Origin of the sequence: Vibrio chemaguriensis, assembly GCF_012275705.1 — a bacterium.
In the GTDB taxonomy this organism is placed as follows: domain Bacteria; phylum Pseudomonadota; class Gammaproteobacteria; order Enterobacterales; family Vibrionaceae; genus Vibrio; species Vibrio diabolicus.
The window spans coordinates 37,820-63,267 of sequence record NZ_SHOE01000018.1; the positions used below are offsets into that span (position 1 = coordinate 37,820).

Genomic DNA, 25,448 nt, shown 5'->3' on the forward strand with positions numbered 1-25,448 from the left:
ATACGGTTAAAAAAGCCCGAGACACAAATGCCTCGGGCTTTTTATTAGCTAGTTAGGTAGGTCACTTGGCCTGCTTGGACTCAAAACGGAGCAATCTCAACGCATTTAACGTAACCAGTGCAGTTGCACCGCTGTCGGCTAATACTGCCACCCATAGACCCGTAATGCCCAGTAAACTTGTCACCAAGAAAACGCCTTTCAAACCAAGCGCTAACGCAACATTCTGACGAATATTACTTAACGTCGCACGCGATAGTTCTATCATGGCAGGTAACTCAATCAGACGATTGTGCGTTAATGCCGCGTCGGCCGTTTCCAGCGCAACATCCGTACCGCCTCCCATCGCAATACCGATACTCGAAGCTTTCATCGCTGGCGCATCATTAATACCATCTCCCACCATTGCAACGGTGTGTTGCTGTGATAGTTTCTCGACGTAATGCACTTTATCTGCTGGTAATAAGCTTGCTTTATAATCCAAGCCTATTCTGGTCGCCATTGCTTCAGCACTTCTCGGGTTGTCACCGGTTAGCATCACCGACGTTATCCCAAGATCCTTCAACGTAGCGATAGCTTCTTGGGCATCTGGGCGCAATGTATCTTGCCATGCAATCACGCCAATGACCTCGTAATCATAACGCACAATGACAACCGTTTTACCTTGTTGTTCCAACGTCACCACTCGCTCTTCGGTTTCTTGAGAAAGTGGGAAATCGGCCTTAGAAGGCGTGACTACTTGGACTATTTTCCCATCGACGTAACCAGTGACACCAGAGCCCACTTGCGCGGTTTTATCTAGCGCTTCAGGAATAGGAAGCCCCTGCTGTTGCACTTTATTAACTAAAGAAACCGCGAGAGGATGGCTTGAGCCAACTTCGATTGAGGCTGTCAGGCTAAGTAACTTGTCTTCATCTACATCAAAAGCAAAGACGTCGGTCACCTGCGGCTTACCTTGCGTCAATGTACCGGTTTTATCAAATGCGACGGACTCAACCTTACCAAGCAACTCAAGCGCCGCACCACCTTTGATTAATGCCCCCCGCTTCGCCGCAGCCGCCAAGCCAGAAGTAATCGCTGCAGGCGTTGAAATAACCAACGCACACGGACAGGCGATCAGTAACAGGGCAAGTCCTCGATAAATCCACGTTTCCCATGGTTGAGCAAACAACAGTGGTGGCGTGACGATAACCATCAAGGACACCAACATCATCAGCGGCGTATACCAACGGCTGAATTTATCCAGAAAACGTTCTAATGGTGCCTTACGAGATTCTGCGTCTTCAATCAAATGGAGAATTCGGTCAATCGCATTCTCGCCTTGACGAGAAGTCACCTGTAAACGAACGACTTTATCGACAACCACAGCCCCGGCCATCACTTTGCCACCCGTTTGGTGCTCAACGGGAACGGATTCTCCCGTTAACGCGCTTTCGTCAAAACTTGCAAGCGCATCTTGCAACACACCATCCGCTGGCAAACGACCACCGGGTGCAACTTCTATAATATCCCCCGGCTTAAGCTGAGCTGCAGGCACCTCTTTACGCTCACCATCAACAATTAAAATTGAATTTTCTGGGACTAAGTCCATTAGCGCTTGGACACCACTTCGAGCTCGGGATGATGCATATGCTTCTAACTTTTCACCAATAAGGAAAAGCAATAACACCATTGCCGCTTCAGCGGTTTCACCTAAATATAAAGCGCCGAGCGCTGCCACACTCATTAACGTTTCAATCGCAAAAGGCGTACCGCTACGCGCCAACTTGAACGCTTTAAGCGCAATTGGGTATAAACCCAGTAAACAGGTCAACGTGAATAACCAAGTACTTATTTGAGGGTCGATCTTAGAAATTATTGCCGCGACAACCATCGCACTAGCAATAGAGAGAATTTGAATGTTGTCTTTTACTACCCCACGCCAGCCCTTCGTTGCGGTATTTGGTTTTGGAGCCTCGAGTGAAGAAAGCGGAAAACCTGTTTGTTGGGCTGTATGCTCTATCGTAGAGGTCAGCTCGCGATCGTCAAAATCGACAACCAGTTTTTCTGTTGCAAATAAGACTTTTGCTTGGTTAACACCTTCCAAAGACGTAATAGCCTTCTCAAGCTTTTGCGCACATGAAGGGCAATCCATACCTGACACAAGCCACGAGTTTCGAATTGAGGAATCACTCTCCCTTGAGGGCTCTTCTTCCTCACCAGGGTCGGCGCTACAACTCCCTCCGCTGCAACATGAACTTTCAGACACTTCTACGCCAGCTTGAGAAATGTTGAGTGAAGATTTTACTGGTGCGCAGCACGACTCGCTCGCGCCAAGCGGCACCGCAGTTTTGATTTTGCTAGATTGGCAACCTTGATGTTTCGTACACATAATTTATTTTCCTTATTGGTGTAGGCTCTTTGCCTATGACTAAGGATAAACCTTAGAGCTAGCTCCAAGGTCAAGGTGATTTTTTAAAAACTCGTCGATTGAAAATAAAAAAGACGCCGAAGCGTCTTTCCAAATGACTTATTTAAAATCAAGCACCTATGATATTTGATCAAAAAGGTTAAACTGGATGCTTAAAACACTCATTTAAAGTCATCCCGATGGCGCGCAGCACATCTCGCCTAGTGATAACGCCAACCAATTTACCTTTACCGTCAACCACTGGATACATTTTTGGCTTACCAATCTTCATCATGTCAGCCAACTCAATCACTGACATGTCTGGAGAAACAGATAAAACATCGTCATGCATACACTCTTGAACGGTATGCGTATCTTGGCAGTGATAACTCGCTTTCACCAATTTATCTAACAAGTCTTGCTCTGATAAGAATCCAACTACCTTTTCATTCTCATCAATGACGGGCCCACCTAATGTGACGCTTTGCATGACTTTATTCAAAGCAGCCGAAAGTGACATATCTTTAGTGAAGGTCACCGCTTGCAACGTCATGTAATCTTTTACTTTTAATGAATGCATTCTTATCTCCTTAAGGGCATTTTATTGCGGCCTTTAGATAAGTGTCGCCTAATTTCCTGAATTTACTAAATGGAAATGAGTAATTTTATTTATAGGTGCAGCCTATTGATCTGAATCAAAATTAAGTCATCATCGGCATTCACTGTTGTTTAATTGAGTACAACTTGCAAATGGGCTCATTTTTAACAGGTGGTAAATACAACAAAGCCAGTCAAATTGACTGGCTTCATTATTAGCGCATAGTTACATTAACAATGATGTCGACGCATGTTGTCTAAAATAATACCGGTAGCCATTGCGACATTCAGCGACTCAGCACCACCAAATGCCGGAATCGTGATCTTATTTGTCACGAGCTTCGCAGCGTCTTCACGTACGCCGTGGGACTCGCTGCCCATCAACAAAATACCTTCAGCAGCGAATTCCGTTTGATGAACACTCTCCCCTTCCAGAAACGCGCCATAAACTGGCAAATTGGCTTCTTCTAAGTAACTTGGCAAATCCACCAGACTCACTTGTACGCGGCCAAAACTGCCCATGGTCGCGCTGATCGTCTTAGGGTTATACGGATCAGCACAATCTGTACTCGCAATAATGTGCTTGATGCCATACCAGTCTGCGACACGAATAATCGTTCCTAGATTACCTGGGTCAGATACGCCATCTAGCGCAATCATCAAGCCTTTTGCTTGAGGCACTTTTACACTCGGGATTTCAACCACTGCAATGGCCGCGTTATTGCTCACGAGAGTGCTCGCTTTGGTCAGGTCGTCAAGCGATGCTTCAATGCAATCAAAACTACATAGCGCACTAGCGTTTTGTTCGAGAAATGCCTCGGTTGCGAAGACATGCTTCACCTTTAATGAACTGCTTGCCAGCTCTAAAACGTTCTTTTCACCCTGAACTAGGAATAAGCCATGCGCTTTACGCTGTTTCTTTTGACCTAAAGCACGAAGCAGTTTTAATTGGTTTTTTGAAATCATTAAAGTATCCCAGGTGAAAATGGTTATTCGGCGAATGTACTCGAAACAATCTTCACGACAGTTCGGTATCAAGCGCGTGAGATTATAAATTATACCTAAATAACCTCAAGAAACTTGATTCATCAGAAGACTTTGAAGAGCAAACGCAGTAAAAGAGGGGTCAAAAACGAAAAAAGCCCTGCGATATACGCAGGGCTTTTAAAGTGATGCCTGCGATATATGATCGCATATCACGAACATGATTTCAAATAGTTACAAAACAACTTGCAGCAAAAGTTCGCATAAAATTGCATCAAAAGTCTGCATATTTGACCAACTACTTAAAGTCAACGTTGTAAAATTACCACATTCCTATCAGTCCCTCGAGAAACATATGGTCCTTGGGTCGACAATGTTTTTATTGAGCGATTATGGCGAAGTCTGAAACTTAAAAGCTTACAGCACGCCCCATAAAGTGGAACTTGAAATCGGGCACTACATCGTGTTTTATAATGAGGAGCTTAATCATCAGGAACTCAATAACCTCATCCCTGATAAAGTCTACTTTGGCAGACAGAGATTTGCTGCTGAGCAGGATCAATCGCCTAAGGTATTGGCTTATGTGTCCAACCATTAGGCTCCACTTTTCTAATCTGTTCATAAAAATAAATTTTGTGTATGCGTAAAGATAATTTATACACCTTTGATTGCTGGCCTGTAGGTACACCAGAACGCTTAATTCATGGCTATTGGGAGTTGGACATGATGAGATTTCACACATTTGCTAGTGAATGCGGTAAAGAGCTTCAAGATACGTACAACCGCACTAACCATGGACTAGGTGCCAATGTTGTGTACATAGACCTAACGTCAATGGGAGATGGGTATCGATACAAGTCAGAAATCTTAGACATTATTCGAAGTCATCAGCAAACATGGGTGTGGTTCGTAGGCTGTAGGGCGCTTTTGGAGGACTCATTGGCGGGTTGGTTACGCTCTGTTTTAACGACATACGACCTAGACCACGTTCGAGTTGCTTTTGTGCTTGATAGCCGTGAGCAGTTCAACCATATCTTTCAGGATTATTCAGCTCCGTTCTATCAATCGACCACAGCTCTAGATCTCTCAAAGAACGGCTAGGCTTACACTTAGTAACTATTAAATGTTTACTCCACTCTTTAGCTAGTTCGTATAAACCCTGCCCTAAATGATCCCATCTAAGTGAGCAACGTAGCTTTTACGCTAATACCATCGCTAAATCTAACTTTTATTGTTTATTTTTCGGTCGGGTGACAGTTCAAACAAATAAGTAGTTGATGGACTTGGGGCAAAGGCAAGTTAGCGCTAGTCGTCCTAGCACGTTTCTGGACACAAATGTGTTTCAGGAATTCTAATATTAGCGATTAATGAATAAATTTTTATAAGGCAAATTTGCCAATTAGTACTTATTCGTACAGTGCGTACTTTGTATATGGAATTATGTTGAGAGCTTGCCTCAGACCTGAACGACAGCAAATGGTGGGCGAATGAAATCGTGATTCCGCACCGAGGGCGGCTTGTCCGTCTAGCCGTGTGTGAAGATGGTGAGGGAGAATCGCTTTGCCCGTGAAGCCCGCACACATAAATCTCATAATGCGAATTTTTTAGATTTTATTCAATCAGGGGGGTACCATGATTATTCCAACAATTTCATATGGTAAGTTTTAATGTATAAAAATCAATTCATTGAAGCATTCGACACTACAAAATCTTTAGGCTTGGAAACAGGCTCCATCACCTTGGATTCTCCTCTTTTGGATCAAGATACTCGCTCTAGTATTTATTCGATTATCCAACAACACCTAGGTCAATTTAGTCCAGAAGAAGTCTCTCAAAAATGCTTTTGGGTGACATCACTGTTGAAGAATGAACTTGAGAAGCGCTTAGGTATCACTTTTTATTATACGCTTGGTTATGTCTTACTCGAAGGTAAGCCAGTGTTTCACACTGACCTTGATACGCTGAAAAGTTACATGGGCAAGGAAGATACTGATTTCAACCCATCGGTAAATCTTCATGCTTGGTTGACTGCACCTAGTGGTGAAATCATCGATGCGGCCTTATTTACAACTATTAGTGTTGTTAAAAATCAGCCCGAATTTATGGGTGGAGTAATTGCCTCCACTAACGAATCCCTCACTGATTTAAGCTATCACCCACAACTTATTGGTCAAAGCTACCTTAAAGAATGTGGTTTTATGGTTGATTTCGAGTTGTGGGAGTTTTCTTAATTTTTGGCTTTAGTCGCTCCGCACTTCGCTCCCACGCTTGGCGCCGCTCTGCGAGCGCGGGGCGTTGGCGCGGAGGGCGTAAGCCACATACTTTAATATTGGCTAAATCTGTAAGAATTGTCACAGACTGGGGTGAGAAAACCCAATAAATAGGATATGAATGAGTATGTACTCTGTCTGATAATGGGGTATTTTCGTGCTTCATACCCCGCCATCACGGCTTTGGACATTTCCGAGTTACGATGGGACTGAAGCAGCCAAACTTTCAGATAACTTATTGTATAACAAACACGCCAATTAACTACAACGTAGTGGCCAGTTTTGCCAAACCACTACACTACGGCTCCAACAATAAGTGGAAAAAACGGTATGGCTATCATAAACGCTCACTATCAGAGACAGCCATGTACCGAGTAAAGCAATTACTAGGAGGGAAGTTAAGCCTGAGAAATTACAATGCTCAGGTTGGTGAGACTTATGCAATGATCAAAGCACTGAACAAGCTTACAGGACTTGGTATGCCAGAAACTCAGTATTTTGCATAAGAATCAATCAATATGGTCACTCATGCCTTCTTACCGAATTAAGCAACAAAGCCATAGAAATCGTAAAAATCAGGCCATAGACTGGAATCGCGATAGATAGAGGAGCCAACCAAAAAATCGGCAGTACTAATAAAGGAAGAGCGAGTAAAACATGACACATAATGGATTAGCTCGATTGACACTTTAAATAAGTATAGTTCGCAATCAGCAGACATATATCAGGCTCTGGGGGCAAAAGATCCCTTCATCAAACAGTAAACTCTTACAATACTCTTGTGTGGTTTGACGCGCTACGCACTCTATCTGATTGATTCCAATCAAATTTGTTCCCAGACTTTATCCCGTAAAATGACAAATCCCGTTGTCTCTGCTCGCGATTAAAAACTGACCTTTCATGACAAAAAAGTCACTTTACTGAAAGGATGGTGTCAGAGGAGATGTTCAATAATGTCAACACTGAAAACAAGCACTCAAAGGATAAAAATATGAACACAATCAAAACTGCTCTTTTTGTTACTGTAATGACATTAACTAGCGCATCTGCATTAGCTCAGCCACTCTACTCGGCTGGCAACTACATTAGCCGTGAAGAGATGAAAACCATTTATGTTGCACCAACGTCAACGTCAGATACGGCATATCAACAAGCATTGTCAGAACTTAAGACCCTTAAATCATTGACAGCTAGCGAACTGAACAAAGAGCTCGGCATTTTGACCTTCAAAGTGAAATCACGAAGTACGCATTTGAAAGACGGTGGTTTCGTCACTGTGCAAGAGCGTATGAATGAAAATGGTCAGGTGGAATACTTGGGTAAGGTAAACGTCAAAGTACATTATTTAGAACGTGATAGTAATCGATAATGGCATGACAATGGAAAAGAGTATAATGCGGTTCACATCATGCTTTTTTTGATATCTTTATACTGAGTGTTTTCCCATCCCGCTAATGCCATAGGTAAGTTAACTTGAAGATACTGATCGTCGAAGATGAACATAAAGCCGGAGAATACCTACAAAAAGGGTTGATTGAGTCTGGGTATGTAGTTGACTTAGTGCACGATGGTGTCGACGGGCTCTACCACGCGACCAGTGAAGAGTATGACCTGATTATCCTCGACATTATGTTGCCAAAACTCGACGGTTGGCAGGTGCTTAATACATTGCGCAGTAGCGGGATTCACACGCCAGTCATTATGCTGACAGCGAAAGAACAAGTAGAAGATCGTGTACGTGGTTTCGAACTTGGCGCCAATGATTATGTAGTAAAACCATATGCATTCGCTGAGCTAATGGCACGAATTCAAAATGTGTTTCGTCATCATACCGCAGCACAGGTCGTCGCTTCGCCTCAAACTTTACGCGTAGCGGATTTGGAACTTGATATGATAAAACGAGTTGCCACGCGAGCAAGACACTCGATCCCCCTTACAGCCAAAGAATATGCACTATTAGAACTGATGATGCGAAAAACTGGACAAGTGCTTTCTCGCACCACGATTGCCTCGTTAGTCTGGGATATGAATTTTGACAGTGATACCAATGTCATTGATGTGGCCGTGAAACGCCTGCGCAGTAAAGTGGATAAACCTTTCGACAAACCAATGATTCACACAATTAGAGGAATGGGCTACAAATTAGAAGATATCCCCGATGCCTAAACTTTCACTCCCTTTATCTATGAAAAACACGCTCGTGCTGATGTTCATTGGTATGACGCTTGTCACCTATTTTTCTTTGGCTTTCATTCTCCACTATGCGATAGAACGCCACTTTTACACTCAAGATTTCAACTATATCTCCAGTAAGTTTAATGCCATTGATAAGGATTTAGAAAAGTCGCCAGAATCAATATTTAAACAGTCAAACAGTACCGCACTCTACATGTGGGTGTTTGAAGGCAAAAACGCTATCTATCAAAACTCAAGCCTAACGATTCCTCAAGTTCGAGCCTATACCCTCAGCTCTCCACAAATTTTAAACAACGACCGGGCGATAGAATGGAGCGAAGATTCACTTAATATTCGTGCCTTTGCATTTCAGACGGGCGATTACGTGGTCGTGCTTGGTATGAGTATTAATCACCACTTTTTATTTTTAGACAAGTTGAATTGGATTCTATTCTGGTTACTTGGCTTTGCATTTTTAGTCTCTTCTGTATTTAGCAGCTTTATCGTAAAGCGAGGGCTTCAGCCGCTCGTTGGACTTAATAAGCACATTCAGCAGGTTTCGCTAGAACAGATGGGGATCCGTATCGATCCTGATTCTTTGCCAACAGAACTGCGAGACTTGGCAAACAAGCACAATGCAATGCTCGATCGATTACAAATGGGGTTTCGTCGGTTAAGCGAGTTTTCTTCGGATATTGCCCATGAATTAAAAACGCCACTGACCAATATTACGACGCAAAACCAGGTTATTTTGGGAGCCTGCCGATCGCCAGAAGAATATCAGGATGCTATCGCATCGACCTTGGAAGAGCTCTATCGCATCACAAAGACCATCAATGATTTGCTTTACATCGCTAAGGCAGAAAACAAACTAATCCATCGCAACGACGAAGTGCTCGCTGTGCATGAGGAGCTTGCACGGTTGGTGGAGTATTTTGAGATACTTGCTGATGATGCCGACGTGCAGATAGTAAGCTCTGGTAAGGGGCGACTTTACATGGATAAGAATATGTTTGAGCGAGCCGTGGGCAATTTGCTTTCTAATGCCATTCGCCACGCTTATCCTCACTCGACGATCATTATCCAAGTCCGAGAAGTTGGTAAACACTTAACGATATCGGTCAGTAACCAAGGTGACGAGATTCCTAAGCAAAGCTTACCGTATATTTTCGACCGCTTTTACCGGGCAGATAAATCCCGCCAAAACTTGGGGAGTATTGGCGCTGGATTAGGCTTATCCATCACTCAATCGATAGTGCACGCTTATGATGGTGAGATAAATGTAAAGCCTAAAGGCCAACAAACGACTTTCCAAATTACGTTTCGCTCCGCGAATTAGTTATTTCTAATTTTAGGGAAGATACAACCAATCAATGGTCCAACAAGATAAATCCCACCAACACTGCCCTGAGTATCTTTGGGAAGAGAATTAAATTAATAACGTTTACGGATATTTTTTGTACATGCCAAAAGCAATCCGGCCAGTTTTATATAAGTGGCCGGATTGTTGCCTAATAAAGAATTGAACACTAGCCAAAGAAATAAGCTAACGCTAACACCAAGATCAGCAACACACCTATCCCTTTAAGCATAAAACCCATTTCATTATTGTTGGGGCCTCCTGCAGGAGGTCGGTTACAGCAACTCATAATATATTCTCCATGTTATACGCTAACACCAAAATTCTTAAGCAGTAGCGCGTTAGTCATATTTTTTATACAAGCTTGGTTTACCGTTTTTATCGAAAGCCACGACGTTGAAGTTTTTATATGCTTCCCCATCACGAGCCATACCTGGGGAATAACGAGGCATTCCTGGTACTGATATGCCTGATAGATTTGCCGGACGTTCTTTTAGAAGACGGGCTACCTCTGCCTCTGGCACATGACCTTCAATCATATAGTCATCAATAATCGCGGTATGGCATGAACTAAGCTGTTTAGGCATATTGAAAGGCGCTTTCACTGAATCCCAGTTGTGTTGTTTGTGAACGTTGACTTGATAGCCTTCTTTCTCCATTGTGGCCGCCCATTGACTGCAACAACCACATGTTGGTGATTTATAGAGTTCCACGACCGGATTAGCGAAGGTATTTACACTAAACACAAGTGCTGAAATTGCGGTAATGTTAAGATACTTTTTCATCAAATTTCCCTTAATTTTTTAGAACATGAAATGCATGTCAATAACATGCTGTTTGTACTTCAATCTGTAATCATCGGCATTAGCGGCCCATGAGTAGGATTTTGTCTCATAAGGTTCAATTGACAATGCACGGCCAGATCCAATCGGCTTCAACGTCAAATCCAGGGTTTCAAAGGTCTTATTTAATATAACCAGTTGATTAGGGGTATTTTTGTCAACGTTTACTTCGGTGTATGAAGCGTCTCCATCGATCGTCCCCTCAACGAGCTGTAGTTTACCTAAGGCTTTTAGATATCCCGCCAATGCATACTTTTCTCCATCGCTAAGCGCATTATTCAGGAGCTGCATTGTCGGTTCATTTTTTAGCGCATCATTTATCTGGCTTAATGAGTGGCCTCGTATATTGCCTCCCACGTTACCACCCCCTTGTGCAAACAGACCATGACAGGCGCTGCAGCCATAACCACCAACGGTACGAAAAAGCGTTTCTGCTTGTTTAAATTTGGCGGAATCCAATGTTAATGCTGGTACACCTTGATTTGCCTCTTCTACACTCATTTGCTCCGTTGGGTGATTCGTACCTTCATGGGCAAATGCTGTGAGTGCATGAGCACCTAATAGAAAGGCAGAAAAACAGGCTAAAAATCTTCTGGTATTCATGAAGTTACCTTCTCGCGCTTATAAGCACGGCTACTAAGTGTTCGTTAAACTAATGACTTTGTTTGAGCAGGTTATATTGACAAACTCCATTTAGAATGAGCTTGTGAATGTAACGATAGACAGAGCGATAGCCCTTGAAGGATTTAGACTATTGGAGGTCGGTATAACGAACGAGTAGCCGAGTTGGCATACTCGACTGTGTCTGCGAGGAAAGGTATCAAACGAGGGGTTTGATGATGATTAATCATAACTTGTGATATTAGTGGATAACTGGCCGTACAACTTGCGGGACAGCATTGATGCGCAGAAACACTGCTATTTACTGTTTCATGGCAACCAGTTTTTACAGCGAGAGTAACATGTTGTGATGATGAACAATCTATGTGTGCATCATGTGTTAGAGAGAGTGACGGCAGCGCACCAGCCTGGTTTAGAGCTGGTGAATGAAGAGATGCATTAACAGGCATACTGGGGAGCACTAAAGCAACCAGTGTTAGTCCAGTTAACCAAATTGTGTGCAGCGGTTTTAGCATCACAACCTCTCAATTAACGATACAATATCGATTTACAAAACTCACTTAAAAAATATAAACCCTTCCCCTAGGGAAAGGTCAAGAGGATCGAATAAAAACCTCACTAATAGCAAGCCTTTAAGGCATGTATATCTAACCCTATTCTTATCAGTCTTTGACCAGCGCCGACACCTCATTTTTTATCGATAATAATTAACGCACCACGGTACATTTGCATCTGGCAGGTAAAGCTATATTCTCCTGGTTCGCTGGGAGGCAGAAAAACATCTTTATTTTTGTTCAGTGGCAGCTCTTCGCTGATATCGAAATCGGCAAATACCACTGTCGCAGCGCAAGGTGAAGCATCTTTGCGCAGAAACCGTAATGTTGTAGGCTCACCTGCCTGTACTCGAATACGTGATGGTTCATAGGTACCGTTTTCAACTTTTATCGTGATCACTCCCTCACCCGCCGTCACTTCTTTCGGTTTATACAGCCAAAACCACCAAATAATTAAACCGATTAACAGCAGCCCGAGTAGATTAATTAGTACCATGTCGCTCTCTCCGTTAATGTTCTTTTGCTTTAAACAACCGTAATCGGTTTGCATTACTCACTACTGTAAGTGATGAGAATGCCATGGCCGCCCCAGCGATCACAGGGCTTAACAGCACCCCGAAGAACGGATAAAACAGTCCGGCAGCAAACGGAACACCAGCGACGTTATAAATAAACGCTCCGAATAAGTTTTGTTTTATATTGCGCAATGTTGCTTTGCTTACGGCTATGGCATCAGCAAGACCGTGTAAGGAGCCTCGCATCAATGTAATATCAGCACTCTCAATCGCCACATCGGTACCTGTACCGATAGCAAAGCCGACATTGGCCAAGGCCAGAGCAGGAGCATCATTGATACCGTCACCGGTCATGCCAACAATTTCTCCCTCCATTTGTAGCTCTGCAACTTTATTCGATTTATCCTCAGGCAAGACTTCTGCAAAAAACTCCTTAATCCCTACCTTGGCGGCAACGGCTTTGGCTGTTGCCCTGTTGTCACCAGTGAGCATCACTACGCGGATACCGTTATCCTGTAATCGCTTAATTGCACTGATGGAGTCTTCTTTGATCGGATCGGAAACCGCAATGATTGCGGCCAACTTGCCATCAACAGCAAGGTACATGGGGGTCTGGGCTTCTTTGGCCATCGCCTGCGCAATTTCAATATGTGGTTCAATCTCGATTGACTGGTCGCGCATCAGCTTTTCATTACCAAAAAACAACCGATGTCCACGGACGACGCCTTCGACTCCGTGCCCGGCAATCGCCTGAAATTTCTCAGCTTGTTCTGGAACCAAGTCCCGATCTTTGGCTGATTCAACAATCGACAACGCCAATGGGTGTTCGGAACCTGCCTCAAGGCTGGCAGCCAGTTGCAATACTTCATTTTCATCAGAGGCTTCTGCCAGATAGATGCGGGTTACTCTAGGCGATCCCAACGTTATCGTGCCGGTTTTATCGAGGATCATGGCGGTTATTTTTGACGATGTCTGCAAAGCCTCACCATTTCGGATCAATACTCCGGCTTCTGCGGCTTTACCGACACCAACCATAACCGACATAGGGGTTGCCAAACCCAGGGCACAAGGGCAGGCAATAATTAACACAGAGGTAGCAGACACAGTAGCAAAGGCGATTGCGGGAGCTGGGCCAAAGTTCAGCCACATAAGGGCACTGACGATAGCAATAACCATCACTACCGGCACAAAGTAAGCGGAGATGACGTCAGCAAGGCGTCCAATAGGCGGTTTTGAGTTTTGTGCCCGTTTCACCATGCTTATAATTTGAGCCAACGCAGTATCTTTACCAACCCTGGTTGCTTCAAATAAGATTGACCCACTTTTATTCATCGTTCCTGCGACCACCTTATCACCAGTGGTCTTCTCGACCGGCATAGGTTCGCCTGTCAGCATCGATTCATCTATGCTGGTGTGGCCCTCTAATACCACACCATCGACTGGAATTTTTTCTCCCGGCCTGACTCTGACGTTATCACCAAGCAATACTTGCTCAATAGCAATATCAACATCTTTACCATCTCGAATTACCCGAGCCGTCTTTGCCTGTAAGCCAATTAACCGCTTAATCGCTTCTGATGTACGCCCCCGAGCCTTTATCTCCAGGGCTAAACCAAGGTCAATCAGGCCAATAATCATGGCCGAGGCTTCAAAATAGACATGGCGTGCCATTTCCGGTACAAAATGCGGGAAAGATACCACTACCATGGAATATAGCCATGCCGTTCCGGTACCTAGTGCGATGAGGGTATCCATGTTTGCGCTATGGTTGACAAAAGACTTCCATGCACCAATATAAAAGTGTTTACCCGAGAAATACATCACCCCTAAAGTCAGCAATCCGACGACAAACCATACAACTCGCTCTGTGGTTGTTGTGACTGTCATTTCACCGACAACAATACTGTAGAGCATTAAAGGAATACCAATTGACAAGGCGACTGTCATTTCGCGCATCAAACGCTTGTAGTATGTCCAATCAGCTTGCTCTTTGTCTTCAAGCAACTCTTCATCGCTTGCTTCTTCGCTACTTCTGGCGTTATACCCTGCTCGCTCAACAGCTTTTATCAACATCTCTGGAGAGGCGCTTCCCGTTACTGTCACGGTACGCAAAGCAAAGTTCATTGTGGCAATGTCTACGCCATCTACCTCCAATAAAGCTTGTTCTATCTTTCTGGTACAACTGGCGCAGGTCGCCCCATCGATGATTAGCTCGCACGTTACACCATGCTCATGATGGATATGAGAATTGTTCACTTGAACCTCCTCTGCTTATTGAGGCTTGATACAACCGACTAGTAACGGTCAGTGATCCTGCGCTTCTGGCCCCGAAGTACCTTCGGCCAAATAATTGACTAAATCATCTAGATCCTGTTCGCTCATCATCCAACGCGGCATTGTCGAATCCAGATGCTCTCCGGACGGGTCTACACCTAAGGTTATCACCTTTTTAAGGCTTTCTTTGTCGTAAGCCGGATGCTCGCCATGTCCATCACTATGATCGCCAAACAAGGCTTCTGTCGTCAGCGAGGGGGCCTTCAGCCAGAAAGTCGGATACATCCGCCGACCACCCTCGCGGTGCCCGCCATGGCAGTCCGCGCAAGCAGTAACATGCATCTGGGCATGCATATTACCGCCTTGATAAGCAATCAAGCTCCCGGCTTGACTCCTTCCGGTAAAATATATTTGTTCTCCATTTGTAGGGTATGTACGGCTCTTGTCTGCTGCAGAGTACATGTGGCTAACCGACATATCACAACCGACTAATACAGGGGCGGTCAGAAGCCACCCCCACCGTAAGTGCCTTATTTGTATTTTCATGCCTAATCAACCTTTATGAAGAGCTAAAAATTACGACACAATAGGTTCCGTTACCGTAAAAATAGCTCAGTCAGGATCAGAATGGAGATAACATTATTTATGACCATGGCTCTGCTGTTGATGAATTTCACCCGATTCCAGCATTTGTTCCATCATCATATTCATCATGCCCATCCTCTGTTCCATCATATTCATGCGTTCATCGATCTTCATTTCAGCATGCTGTGCGCTCGTACCGCCCATCATCATATGCATACCTTCCTGCATACTATTGTGGTGTTCTCTCAGCAGCTGTTCAAGCTTTTCAGGGTCACTTTCTTGCTTAATACTTGCCATTAGCGATTGCATTTCGTGCATATGTTTGTGCATCACATCCATTTGATCGCCACTCATCATACCCATCGCCATTCCTCCTTGTTGCGCACCGTGGTTTTCCTGATGCGCACTGGCAACAATAGATGTCGATGCCAATACGGCCGAGACTGCAATGGTAGTAATCAACGTTTTCATACGAATCTCCTTAAATACTTCTTGTCTGAAAAATCTAAAGCTGTTTAGGAAACCAACCGGGTGTAAGCTTCATGTACTGAAGATATTCATCACCGAATTCTTGTATTGAGTATTTCTCTTCGCGATTAGCAAGACGTACATATAGAACCACAAGAATTGGAAACATAATCAGGGTCGGAATAGTTGGCCACTGTAATAAGAAGCCCAGCATGATAAGGATAAAAGCAATATATTGCGGATGCCGACAACGGGCATACCATCCTTCCTTAGCGACAACATGTAACTGCTGCGCCCGATGAAGTGCACTCCACGCGGTTGCTAACATATAGAAGCCAAAGAAAATAACGAGCATACTTAATATATGCACCGGATCCCAATGGGGATCGCCCTCGAAACCCAACAATGTGTGCCATAAATGTCCATTTTCATGTGTTAAAAAATCAACATTGGGAAATTGCTCCGTTAACCAACCAGACAATAGATAGATAGTTAATGGAAAGCCGTACATTTCTGTGAACAAAGCGACAATGAATGCTGAAAAAACACCTAAGCTGCGCCAGTCCGCCTGGCTTTTCGGTTTAACGAAACTAAATGCAAAGAAGATGAAGATCGCTGAGTTCATCAACACCAAGCCCCAAAGCCCGTAATCACTTCCTTCGCTCACGATTCTCACCCTCGTTTTCAGACTGATGTTTAGCCTGACGCCAGCTCTCTTTCATATGACAATCTTTTACTCTGTCTGAAGACGACTCATCTCGTTGCCTATATTTTTGATGCTGAACATCATTATTATGATGATGGCCATGACCATGATGCATAAAAAGATGCATCACAGGACAGAGCAAAAGAATGAGGTATGGCAAATACTCAAAAACATGCTCACGATGTTCGGTAATAAGAAAATAACTCACAACTCCAATCAGAGCGATAGCCCCCCCAACCGTTCGGAGTGGTCCAAAAAGAATGTGATTGCCTTGCCATTATTCTTCACCATGAAATCTGTGTTCTTCGGGCTTTGGAGGTTGTTTTGTATGGATCCGATAAAGGCCATCTACGGCTTCCACCGCAACCAATCCTTCCGCATCCGCATTAACATACGCAGTATCAACGATTAGCTTGGCTATTTTTTCTGCATGCTCTGCAATAGTATAGATACTTAGCTGGATATGTTTAATAAGATGTTGCTCATTTATGGCGTCAAAATACTTTCCTCGACCGTACACTTCATGGACCGTGAAGCCCGTGACACCATGCTTTATCAGGCTCGTTTTCACTACCTCTAGTCGCTGCTCATCGAAAATTGCGACCACTTTCTTAAACGCCATCCATTATTCCTCTCAGCACTTCAGTTTTATCTAGTCCCATATTTACTATACGAATAAGTACTTTCAGCAAACTGACGCACAGATGACATTTCTGTAATCTAGCCTCATGATGGATTTAAACTACGAAGTTTCTATAAAAATCGGGGACGGATTGCCTTTTAGATCTTCGGATTAGTTTGAGTATGGAAAAATATCAAGAACGGGATGGTGGTAAACTTTCACTCTAAGTGGTTTTGGGGCACTTTGGCGTTAGAAAGTGCCCACTGCGAAGGTTCTAGACAAAACTGTTTCAGCAACTTTGCTAAATTATCAATTAACGAATAACTACAGGTATGGCATGTTGCTTTACTGAGTAACCTGTGTTGATGAGGCAAATCACAATCATAAAATCAATATGTATAGACATATAGACTGTGTTGTAAGCACACCATGCATAGCAAGGCATAATGTGGCTTTTATGCGACAAAATCCACTTTGTCACCATTTTTTGGGGACATGACTTTAATTTTTTATATTTACAATGGAGGAAATTATATAGCGTAAGAAATTGAAATATATGGACAATTTAATTATCACCGCCGCCGTTAATGGCGGAATCACCCCAAGAAGTAAGAACCCCGCAGTCCCACACACGCCAAAAGAAATTGCAGATGCTGTCGTTCAGTGCAGTGAGGCAGGCGCCAGTGTCGCGCATATCCACGCCCGTGATGAAGCGGGTAAGCCAAGCTACAACAAAGACGTTTGGCGCGAGATCATCGAGCGTGTCCGCGAACGTTCCGACATTATCCTCAACCTAAGTACCTCGGGCCTCAACTTACCACACGGCATGCCAGAAGAGGAAGCCTGGAATCATCTTCAGTACGGGCCAGACATCGCTTCCTTTAACTGTGGGTCAGTGAATCATGGCGACAAACCCTTCATCAACAGCCCCGCACTGGCAAAAAAACTCGCACTGGCGCTGAAGGAGCATCAGGTGACCCCAGAGATAGAAATTTACCATTCCGGGGTAATCCACGAGGCCATCACCCTTCAGCAACAAGGTTACTTGGACAAGAAGTTGGTGTTTGCTTTTGCGATGGGCATTCATGGTGGGGTCCGGCCGACCTGCAAAGACTTGCTGCATCTGGTGGACTGCCTTCCTAACAACAGCATCTGGTCAGCCATCGGGATTGGGCAGGCGCAGTTGCCGCTGAACACCTACTCGATTTTATTGGGTGGCCATGTCCGCACGGGGCTCGAAGACAACATTTATTACCGAAAAGGTGAGCTCGCTACCAGCAATGCCCAGTTGGTGGATCGCATCGTCAGACTGTCTCACGAATTGGGACGGGATGTGGCCACTATCGATGAGGCCAGAACACTCTTAGGCCTAAACCCACAACCTGCCAAGCCCGACACCATCGCTGAGATAGCTGTGTAACCGCCTTCAAAACAAGGACTAGATAACGTGTTAACCCTCAAATCCCAATCTAACATTAGCCCGTACACCGTGGTTATTAAAGGCGCTGAACTGAGCGCCGGCAACCCTGTGGTGATCCTTTTGCATGGACGCCGCCAAACTACAGACGATATGACGAAACTGATCAACAAATTGAACTTGGCTGAGGCGACCTATTATCTGCCGAGTGCACCCGGCGCCACCTGGTATCCCCGAGGCTTCACCCGCGCTCTTGACGACAACCAGCCACAGTTAAATCAGGGGCTCGAGGTGATCGATCACGTCCTGCAAAACTTGCTCTCACAAGGCGTGAGCCGCGAGCGCATCTGGATCATGGGCTTCTCGCAGGGCGCGTGCATGGCGGCCGAGTTCATCAGGCAATCTCAACCGCCGATCGGGGGCGCCATTTTATTCACTGGTGGACTGTTTGGTCCTCAGTGCCCGACAGCATCGGATCAAAAGCCCGTGTTTGATGGCATGACGATGTTGCTCTCGGGCAGTCATACCGATACTTGGGTCTCCGCGGAACGTGTCACTCAGACGGCCGACTATTTTGAGCAGTTAGGAGCGAGTGTCCACCTTGAGATCTTTGCCGAGCGAGAGCACCGCATTATCCGATCGGAAATCGATCTGGCCAGAGGATTGATCACCGCCAGCTTCGCGGCGTCTCACAAGGAGGTGGCGCATGTCTAACGCGTACCTGTGTGATTTCGTCAGAACCCCGATTGGCCGCTACGCCGGTGCATTGTCGTCGATCCGCGCGGACGATCTGGCCGCCATCACGTTAAAAGCACTCACAGAACGTCACCCAACGCTCGACTGGCGTCGCGTCGACGATGTGATTTTGGGGTGTGCGAACCAAGCGGGTGAAGACAACCGTAACGTCGCCCGAATGAGTTTGCTGCTGGCCGGACTGGACACCCAAGTGCCGGGGTCCACTGTCAACCGACTGTGTGCGTCTGGGATGGAAGCTGTGTCTAACGCCGCGCGGGCCATCAAAGCGGGCGAAGCGCACCTGATCATTGCCGGCGGGGTGGAGTCGATGTCACGCGCACCGTACGTGCTTGGAAAAACCGACTTGCCGTTTGCCCGCGACGCCGAATTCTATGACACCACCATGGGCTGGCGTTTTGTGAATGCCAGATTGGATGAGATGTACGGCACCTGCTCGATGCCAGAGACCGCGGAAAACCTGGCAGTCAAATTCGGCATTAGCCGAGATGAGCAGGACACGTTTGCCCGGTGGAGTCAGACCAAATACGCCGCGGCGCAAGAACGGGGGTTCTTCCGTCACGAAATTGTCCCGGTCGAAGTCGCGCGCAAACGTCAGAGCCCGTTGGTTATCGAGACCGATGAGCACCCCAGACTCTCCAGTCTCGAGACCTTGGCCAAACTCAAACCCGTGGTGCACCCACAGGGCTCCGTAACAGCGGGAAATGCATCGGGCATTAACGATGGCTCGGCGGCACTATTGGTCGCGTCGGAGCGGTCACTGACCGATCACCAACTGGTGCCCAAAGCGCGCATTGTGGCCACGGCGTGTGCCGGCGTTGAGCCCAGCATTATGGGATTTGGCCCGGCACCGGCGATCAAAAAGGTCCTTGAACTCGCTCAGTTGTCGCTGGATCAGATGGACGTAATTGAAATCAATGAAGCCTTCGCCTCACAGGTCCTCTCGGTGGTCAACCACCTGAGGATTGACGGCGACGATTCGCGCCTCAATCCCAATGGCGGCGCGATTGCGCTGGGCCACCCACTGGGCATGAGTGGCGCGAGGGTGATTGGTACAGCAATGAATCAACTCATCCAGCAACAGGGACGCTATGCGCTGTGCAGTTTGTGTATCGGAGTCGGCCAAGGCATGGCAATGATCATCGAGCGCGTGTAACACGCACCATCACGCCAGAGGGGCCCTGACTCGATAGTCTCGATCGAGGGCCACTCATCACCCTTTTAGACAACCCACTCTCAGGAGTACCATCCATGGAATTCCAATCCAACCACACCACCCAACCGGGGATCACCAAACGCCTGCGCCGTTTGCGGACTACCCCCATGATCAGAGCGCTCGTTCGGGAACATGAGGTTCAATTAAGCGATTTGATTTATCCGATATTTGTCGAAGAAACCATTACCAGTCCGGTGCCGGTCACCGGTCTGCCGGGATTGACCCGGCTCCCTGAAACTCAACTCGTCGATGAAATCCATGCGCTGGACGCGCTTGGGATCCGCTATGTAATGCCCTTTGGTATCAGTCATCACAAAGACGACATCGGGAGTGACACCTGGTGTCGAGACGGTCTGCTGAGTCGTATGATCAGCACGATTAAATCAGCGTGTCCGCACATGATGGTGATCCCCGATATCTGCTTTTGCGAGTACACCACGCACGGTCATTGCGGTGTCATGACCGATCAGGACGTTGACAATGATCAGACGGTGGTTCACTTGGTGAAGCAGTGTGTCAATGCCGCGCAAGCCGGGGCGGACATGCTCGCCCCCTCTTCCATGATGGACGGCCAGGTAAGGGCGATCCGCCAGGGCTTGGATGAAGCGGGATTTGAGCATGTCGCGATACTGGCACACAGCGCGAAATTTGCGTCGGCGTTTTACGGGCCATTTCGACAGGCAGTTGAGTGCGAACTCAAGGGCGACAGACGCACGTATCAGCTCGACTACGCCAATGCCAGACAAGCGCTCAGTGAAGCCTTGCTGGATGAACAAGAGGGCGCGGACATTTTGATGGTCAAACCCGGTACCCCTTACCTAGATATTTTGGCCCAATTGCGCCGTAAAACTAAGCTTCCACTGGCGGCCTATCAAGTCAGCGGGGAGTATGCGGTCATCAAATTCGCAGCGCAAATGGGCATCTTAAACGAACAGGAAGCAGTGTTGGAAACTCTGATCGGCTTTAAACGAGCGGGCGCGGATCTCATCGTCACCTACTTTGCGAAACAGTTCGCGATCTGGCACCAATCGGCGCCAAACACAATGTTAACGAAGGGGTAACGCATGGGCTTGAAAGACTACACCCTGTGCGTTTTCATCATGGCGATCTGGGGACTGAATTTTTCCGTCGTCAAACTGGGGTTGGATGCACTAGATCCGATGCTGCTGACCGCTTTGAGGTTTACCCTGGCGGCCATTCCAGCGGTCTTTTTTGTTAAGAAACCCGACGTACATTGGGGATATCTGGCAGCCTATGGCCTGACGTTTTCAGTCGGGGTTTGGGGACTGTCCACCTGGGCGATCGGGGCGGGCTTATCCCCTGGCATGGCAGCGTTGCTTATTCAAACGAATGTGGTGTTCGGTTTGGGGCTGGGCTGGCTGTTACTCAAAGAGTCGGTGAGCCCGCTTCGATCGCTCGGGGCATTGATCGCATTGTGTGGTTTGGCCTTGAGCCTGACGGTGTCTGACGGTTCTGTCACGCTGACCGGAGTGGGGTTGATTTTGGTGGCGGCGCTGTGTTGGTCGATATCAGGGGTGCTGTTAAAGCAATCCAACACCCAACACGTGTTCTCGTTCAGTGTGTGGTCGATGCTCTTTGCGCCGCTCCCTCTGTGTCTCCTGTCCTACCTTCAGGTTGGGACCCAGGGCTTTACGGCTTTGGTGGACAATATAACCCTACCCGGTGTGTTTTCCATTGTGTACCAGGCATATGCCACCACGTTGTTTGGCTACTGGATCTGGAACAAGTTGGTGGTGTCTTACCGCTTGTCGCATGTGGCCCCGTTTACGTTGCTCGTGCCCCTTTTTGCACTGTTGGGTTCAAGCGCTCTGTTTCATGAGGGCATTTCTTCACAAAAAGTGGTAAGCTGCGCCCTGATCGCTTTAGGTTTGTTGATTGGCAGCGTGCCTGCCGCCAAATTCACCGTGCTAGCACAGCGTCTTAGATAAACGCCATCCCACGAGTACAACAAAGGAAGGTTCGCATTATTACTCATCGTCAACCGTGTGTTCAGACCGCACGTAACCTTATGAATCTCGTCTGGAATGACAAGATGACGGAGGCCGTGACGGAAGTGATGACCTCCCACACCGTGATAGAAAGTCCTCTTCAACTATCGGTAGGTTCTAACTCCTTTTGCGAGACGCTGAGCGTGTGGCTGCGCGCTTTTCCTACATTAGAGTACAAAGAAAACCGCGTGATCACCCGTAAGAACGACATTGTGATTGAGTGGACGGCGAAAGGAAAGCATTTGGGGGAGTTCTTAGGTGTGTCGGCTACGGGGAAAGATCTGGTCTACCAGGGCAGCTCACAACTGACGTTTGTCAATAGTAAAGTCAGCCATTACGCTTCGGTCGTGGATTCCCAAAGTATACTCAACCAACTGATGGGCCGTTATACCACTCGCACGGAGCCTCTCAAGCCGAGAAGCGCTTCAGAAGAGCTGTATGCGGTCATCCCACAACTACTTTCCCCTTTCTTAACCCAGCGTCAGGTCGAGTGCCTCTCACTATCGACACTGAGTTTGTCGGTAAAACAAGTGGCGGCAACGTTGAACATTAAAGAGAGCTCCGTGCAGACACACCTCAAGCGTGCCTTCGAACTGCTGAACGTCAGCAATAAAAAAATGTTCATGGCGTACATCTGTGAGAACAACACAATTGAACTCTTAGTCAGAATGGGGATCTACCTGAAGCAAAGCATCTAGCACACAACTCAAAACCAAAAAGTTAGCAGTAGAGTTAAGTAGTTAGACTGTTCTGAGACATAACCGTGGATGTGCTGACTCCGGATAACTTTTAGTAAGGCAAATACACACCATTTAAGTAAATAGTAGTATTTATTCTAACCAACTTCGGGGCGTGCGACGTGAGGTCGTATGAAGCGCTGTTCACCGCTCAACGAGTGAACCATCTGTATCACCAGATGAACCTAGGAGCCTGAATAAAGTAGCGGCTCTGACAATGTAACTAAGGTTGGTAATTTTTCAATCGGGATTGAAGTCGTGAGAGGACGATCCTCCTGATAACCACAGCATCGGGTGAGTGCTAGGTAGTCAACATGATGAACATAAGTGAATCCGCGTAAGGTGCGTTATGTTGTGAAACAGCGGAAGTGGTTAATACGCTGTAGCCAAAAGGCACGAGAGTCGGAAAGAGATTGCCCCATGCTCTTTCGTGATCGTTGAACTCTCCACACCATAGCGGGCATCTAAACTGACATTGCGCGACATACGGAACACGGTAAGCCTGTATCACTCCCACTGGGAAAGTCTCTGCGACCGATAGTGATGCAGGTAGAGGATGTTGGAAAAAGCGAAGGCTGCATTGTAACGATGCGGATACAGATACTTATCTGGCACGAAAGTGAGCTGACTTCCGACTGGTCTTCCGTTGCAAGAGAATTTGAAGAACTTTATTCAAGGAGAAATGCAAATGATGATTTCAAAAGAGATTAGTGCCTCTCCTAACAGTGCTCAATGGCAATCCATCAATTGGAAGGCCGTTGAATCCCATGTTTTAAAGCTTCAGATGCGTATTGCAAAGGCAACACGAGAAGGTAAACACGGCAAAGCGAAAGCGTTGCAGTGGATACTGACTCACTCGCGCTCGGCAAAACTTCTTGCTGTTAAGCGAGTATCACAAAACAAAGGTAGTAAAACGCCTGGAATAGACGGCATTATCTGGAACACAGATACGCGCCGTATGAAAGCAGTTAATCAATTGAGCAGAAAAGCTTATCAAGCTAAACCGCTCAAGCGTATCTACATCCCCAAGAAAAACGGCAAGCTCAGACCACTGGGTATCCCTTGTATGATCGATAGAGCGCAGCAAGCGCTTCATCTTCTTGCTCTGGAGCCAGTATCAGAAACACTTGCCGACCCTAATAGCTATGGATTTAGACCAAACCGCAGCACTGCCGATGCAGTCGCACAGTGCTTCAAGTGTCTGGCATTAAAGAAATCAGCTCAATGGGTTCTTGAGGGAGACATCAAAGCCTGTTTCGACAAAATCGGGCATCAATGGCTTATGAACAACATTGCCGTAGATAAACGCATGTTGGAACAATGGTTAAAGTCTGGTTTTATGGACAAAGGGCTGTTCTATCGCACTGACGAGGGGACACCACAAGGCGGGGTCATATCCCCAACCTTGATGCTAATGACGCTTGCAGGACTTGAGCAACGCATAAAGTCTATTGCACTCAAAAAGGGTGCTAGAGCCAACTTTATTGGATACGCCGACGATTTCGTCGTCACATGTGCTTCAAAGGAAGTGCTGGAGAACGATATCAAACCGTTGATTGCTGATTTCTCAGCAGAAAGAGGCTTAACACTCTCCGAAGAGAAAACGCAAATTACCCATATCAGCCGTGGTTTTGACTTTCTAGGTTTTAATCATAGGAAGTACAAAGGGAAATTGCTCATTAAACCGAGCAAATCCAACACACTGCTGTTCTTGAGTAACTTGCGCGAACTCATCAAAAAGCACGCAACTATCCCCGTTAACGATTTAATCAAATTGATAAATCCGAAACTCAGAGGTTGGTCGAATTACTATCGACACTGCGTGGCTAAACAGATATTCGGATATATAGGTCACAAGCTATTCCATGCGTTATGGCACTGGGCTAAAAGGCGTCATCCGACTAAGTCTAGAACTTGGATCGCCCTTAAATACTTCATCAACCGTCAAGGTCAATGGCAGTTTCACGGTTGGCAGAAGATCATGAATATGGATTGTTTCAAATAGCCAAAGTGCCGATAGAGAGACATGTGAAAATCAGGAGTGCCGCTACGCCTTTTGACCCTCAATACCAAGAATACTTGGCAAAGAGAAAACCAAAGAAGCAATGCCGTAACTCTTGGCATGAGCCAGCTCTCGCTGCTTTATAAGTTGCTGGGTGCCAATCGGTGCCTTAGTGAAGGCTTGAGCCTAGTGCGGTGAAAGTTGCACGCTGGGTTCTTAGAGGGACGACACTTGGTAACAGGTGTCGTCTACTCGACAGTTCTGCGTTACGATGATCTACCCCGTCAGCAAGCCGTTGGACAAAAGTTTGTCACGGGTTCTCTAGCAACACAAATCTTCGGATTAGATTTGATAG

23 protein-coding genes and 3 pseudogenes are annotated in these 25,448 nt (G+C 46.3%); 14 read left to right on the forward strand and 12 right to left on the reverse strand.

What is annotated here, in order from left to right; genetic code table 11:
* Nucleotides 1–61 precede the first annotated feature (61 nt).
* The 3 genes from EX191_RS16495 to EX191_RS16505 form a co-directional block, all read right to left on the reverse strand.
* On the reverse strand, nt 62–2,368 hold the full coding sequence (locus EX191_RS16495; protein WP_193448077.1) for a zinc/cadmium/mercury/lead-transporting ATPase: 2,307 nt from the start codon (nt 2,366–2,368) through the stop codon (nt 62–64).
* A gap of 178 nt (nt 2,369–2,546) precedes the next feature.
* Nucleotides 2,547–2,966, reverse strand: a complete 420-nt coding sequence (locus EX191_RS16500; protein ID WP_005390603.1) for a CBS domain-containing protein — start codon at nt 2,964–2,966, stop codon at nt 2,547–2,549.
* Nucleotides 2,967–3,214: 248 nt separating this feature from the next.
* Nucleotides 3,215–3,949, reverse strand: coding sequence for an RNA methyltransferase (locus EX191_RS16505; protein ID WP_193448078.1), 735 nt, complete (start codon nt 3,947–3,949; stop codon nt 3,215–3,217).
* Nucleotides 3,950–4,324: 375 nt separating this feature from the next.
* Between EX191_RS16505 and EX191_RS16510 the strand changes: the two are divergent.
* The 7 genes and pseudogenes from EX191_RS16510 to EX191_RS16540 all read left to right on the forward strand — a co-directional run.
* Nucleotides 4,325–4,565 (forward strand): annotated as a pseudogene (locus EX191_RS16510) (IS3-like element ISAfe17 family transposase); the annotation flags it as partial.
* A gap of 125 nt (nt 4,566–4,690) precedes the next feature.
* Nucleotides 4,691–5,068 (forward strand): hypothetical protein, encoded by a 378-nt coding sequence (locus tag EX191_RS16515; RefSeq protein ID WP_229650999.1) that lies wholly within the window; start codon nt 4,691–4,693, stop codon nt 5,066–5,068.
* A 566-nt stretch (nt 5,069–5,634) separates the two neighbouring features.
* Nucleotides 5,635–6,198 carry a hypothetical protein gene (locus tag EX191_RS16520; protein WP_086609715.1) on the forward strand — a complete coding sequence of 188 codons (564 nt, stop codon included), beginning with the start codon at nt 5,635–5,637 and terminating at the stop codon, nt 6,196–6,198.
* A gap of 338 nt (nt 6,199–6,536) precedes the next feature.
* A pseudogene (locus EX191_RS16525) lies at nt 6,537–6,743 on the forward strand (IS5/IS1182 family transposase); the annotation flags it as partial.
* Between the two features lie 485 nt (nt 6,744–7,228).
* Nucleotides 7,229–7,606 carry a DUF3316 domain-containing protein gene (locus EX191_RS16530; RefSeq protein WP_193448080.1) on the forward strand — a complete coding sequence of 126 codons (378 nt, stop codon included), beginning with the start codon at nt 7,229–7,231 and terminating at the stop codon, nt 7,604–7,606.
* Nucleotides 7,607–7,710: 104 nt separating this feature from the next.
* Nucleotides 7,711–8,403, forward strand: a complete 693-nt coding sequence (locus tag EX191_RS16535) for a heavy metal response regulator transcription factor (RefSeq protein ID WP_193448081.1) — start codon at nt 7,711–7,713, stop codon at nt 8,401–8,403.
* Nucleotides 8,396–9,751, forward strand: coding sequence for a heavy metal sensor histidine kinase (locus EX191_RS16540; protein WP_193448082.1), 1,356 nt, complete (start codon nt 8,396–8,398; stop codon nt 9,749–9,751). The genes EX191_RS16535 and EX191_RS16540 overlap by 8 nt, the downstream gene beginning before the upstream one ends.
* Nucleotides 9,752–10,113: 362 nt before the next feature.
* Here the strand turns inward: EX191_RS16540 and EX191_RS16545 are convergent, their stop codons facing one another.
* From EX191_RS16545 to EX191_RS16585, 9 genes are all read right to left on the reverse strand, one after another.
* Nucleotides 10,114–10,557, reverse strand: coding sequence for a DUF411 domain-containing protein (locus tag EX191_RS16545; protein WP_193448083.1), 444 nt, complete (start codon nt 10,555–10,557; stop codon nt 10,114–10,116).
* Between the two features lie 18 nt (nt 10,558–10,575).
* Nucleotides 10,576–11,217, reverse strand: coding sequence for a c-type cytochrome (locus EX191_RS16550; protein WP_193448084.1), 642 nt, complete (start codon nt 11,215–11,217; stop codon nt 10,576–10,578).
* Between the two features lie 705 nt (nt 11,218–11,922).
* Nucleotides 11,923–12,339, reverse strand: a complete 417-nt coding sequence (locus tag EX191_RS16555; protein ID WP_243238747.1) for a cupredoxin domain-containing protein — start codon at nt 12,337–12,339, stop codon at nt 11,923–11,925.
* Complete coding sequence (locus tag EX191_RS16560; protein ID WP_193448086.1) at nt 12,299–14,560, reverse strand: heavy metal translocating P-type ATPase; 2,262 nt, start codon at nt 14,558–14,560, stop codon at nt 12,299–12,301. The genes EX191_RS16555 and EX191_RS16560 overlap by 41 nt, the downstream gene beginning before the upstream one ends.
* A gap of 48 nt (nt 14,561–14,608) precedes the next feature.
* Entirely contained in the window at nt 14,609–15,040 is a 432-nt protein-coding gene (locus tag EX191_RS16565; RefSeq protein ID WP_206677672.1) for a c-type cytochrome, read from the reverse strand.
* A gap of 177 nt (nt 15,041–15,217) precedes the next feature.
* On the reverse strand, nt 15,218–15,634 hold the full coding sequence (locus tag EX191_RS16570) for a hypothetical protein (RefSeq protein WP_193448087.1): 417 nt from the start codon (nt 15,632–15,634) through the stop codon (nt 15,218–15,220).
* Between the two features lie 34 nt (nt 15,635–15,668).
* Nucleotides 15,669–16,298 (reverse strand): isoprenylcysteine carboxylmethyltransferase family protein, encoded by a 630-nt coding sequence (locus tag EX191_RS16575; RefSeq protein WP_193448088.1) that lies wholly within the window; start codon nt 16,296–16,298, stop codon nt 15,669–15,671.
* Complete coding sequence (locus tag EX191_RS23150) at nt 16,282–16,599, reverse strand: DUF2933 domain-containing protein (RefSeq protein ID WP_479688057.1); 318 nt, start codon at nt 16,597–16,599, stop codon at nt 16,282–16,284. The genes EX191_RS16575 and EX191_RS23150 overlap by 17 nt, the downstream gene beginning before the upstream one ends.
* Nucleotides 16,600–16,614: 15 nt before the next feature.
* Complete coding sequence (locus EX191_RS16585) at nt 16,615–16,959, reverse strand: P-II family nitrogen regulator (RefSeq protein ID WP_193448089.1); 345 nt, start codon at nt 16,957–16,959, stop codon at nt 16,615–16,617.
* Between the two features lie 556 nt (nt 16,960–17,515).
* Here EX191_RS16585 and EX191_RS16590 point away from each other — a divergent pair.
* The 7 genes and pseudogenes from EX191_RS16590 (at nt 17,516) to ltrA (ending at nt 25,239) form a co-directional block, all read left to right on the forward strand.
* Entirely contained in the window at nt 17,516–18,379 is an 864-nt protein-coding gene (locus EX191_RS16590; RefSeq protein ID WP_048624876.1) for a beta-keto acid cleavage family enzyme, read from the forward strand.
* Between the two features lie 27 nt (nt 18,380–18,406).
* Complete coding sequence (locus tag EX191_RS16595; protein ID WP_193448090.1) at nt 18,407–19,090, forward strand: dienelactone hydrolase family protein; 684 nt, start codon at nt 18,407–18,409, stop codon at nt 19,088–19,090.
* On the forward strand, nt 19,083–20,285 hold the full coding sequence (gene pcaF / locus EX191_RS16600; RefSeq protein WP_193448091.1) for a 3-oxoadipyl-CoA thiolase: 1,203 nt from the start codon (nt 19,083–19,085) through the stop codon (nt 20,283–20,285). Before EX191_RS16595 ends, pcaF begins: the two co-directional genes overlap by 8 nt.
* A gap of 95 nt (nt 20,286–20,380) precedes the next feature.
* Complete coding sequence (hemB, locus tag EX191_RS16605) at nt 20,381–21,406, forward strand: porphobilinogen synthase (protein ID WP_048624873.1); 1,026 nt, start codon at nt 20,381–20,383, stop codon at nt 21,404–21,406.
* A 3-nt stretch (nt 21,407–21,409) separates the two neighbouring features.
* Nucleotides 21,410–22,294 (forward strand): EamA family transporter, encoded by an 885-nt coding sequence (locus tag EX191_RS16610; RefSeq protein ID WP_193448092.1) that lies wholly within the window; start codon nt 21,410–21,412, stop codon nt 22,292–22,294.
* A gap of 80 nt (nt 22,295–22,374) precedes the next feature.
* Nucleotides 22,375–23,052 carry an ester cyclase gene (locus EX191_RS16615; RefSeq protein ID WP_048624871.1) on the forward strand — a complete coding sequence of 226 codons (678 nt, stop codon included), beginning with the start codon at nt 22,375–22,377 and terminating at the stop codon, nt 23,050–23,052.
* A gap of 727 nt (nt 23,053–23,779) precedes the next feature.
* Nucleotides 23,780–25,239 (forward strand): annotated as a pseudogene (gene ltrA / locus EX191_RS16620) (group II intron reverse transcriptase/maturase).
* The last annotated feature ends 209 nt before the right edge of the window (nt 25,240–25,448 follow it).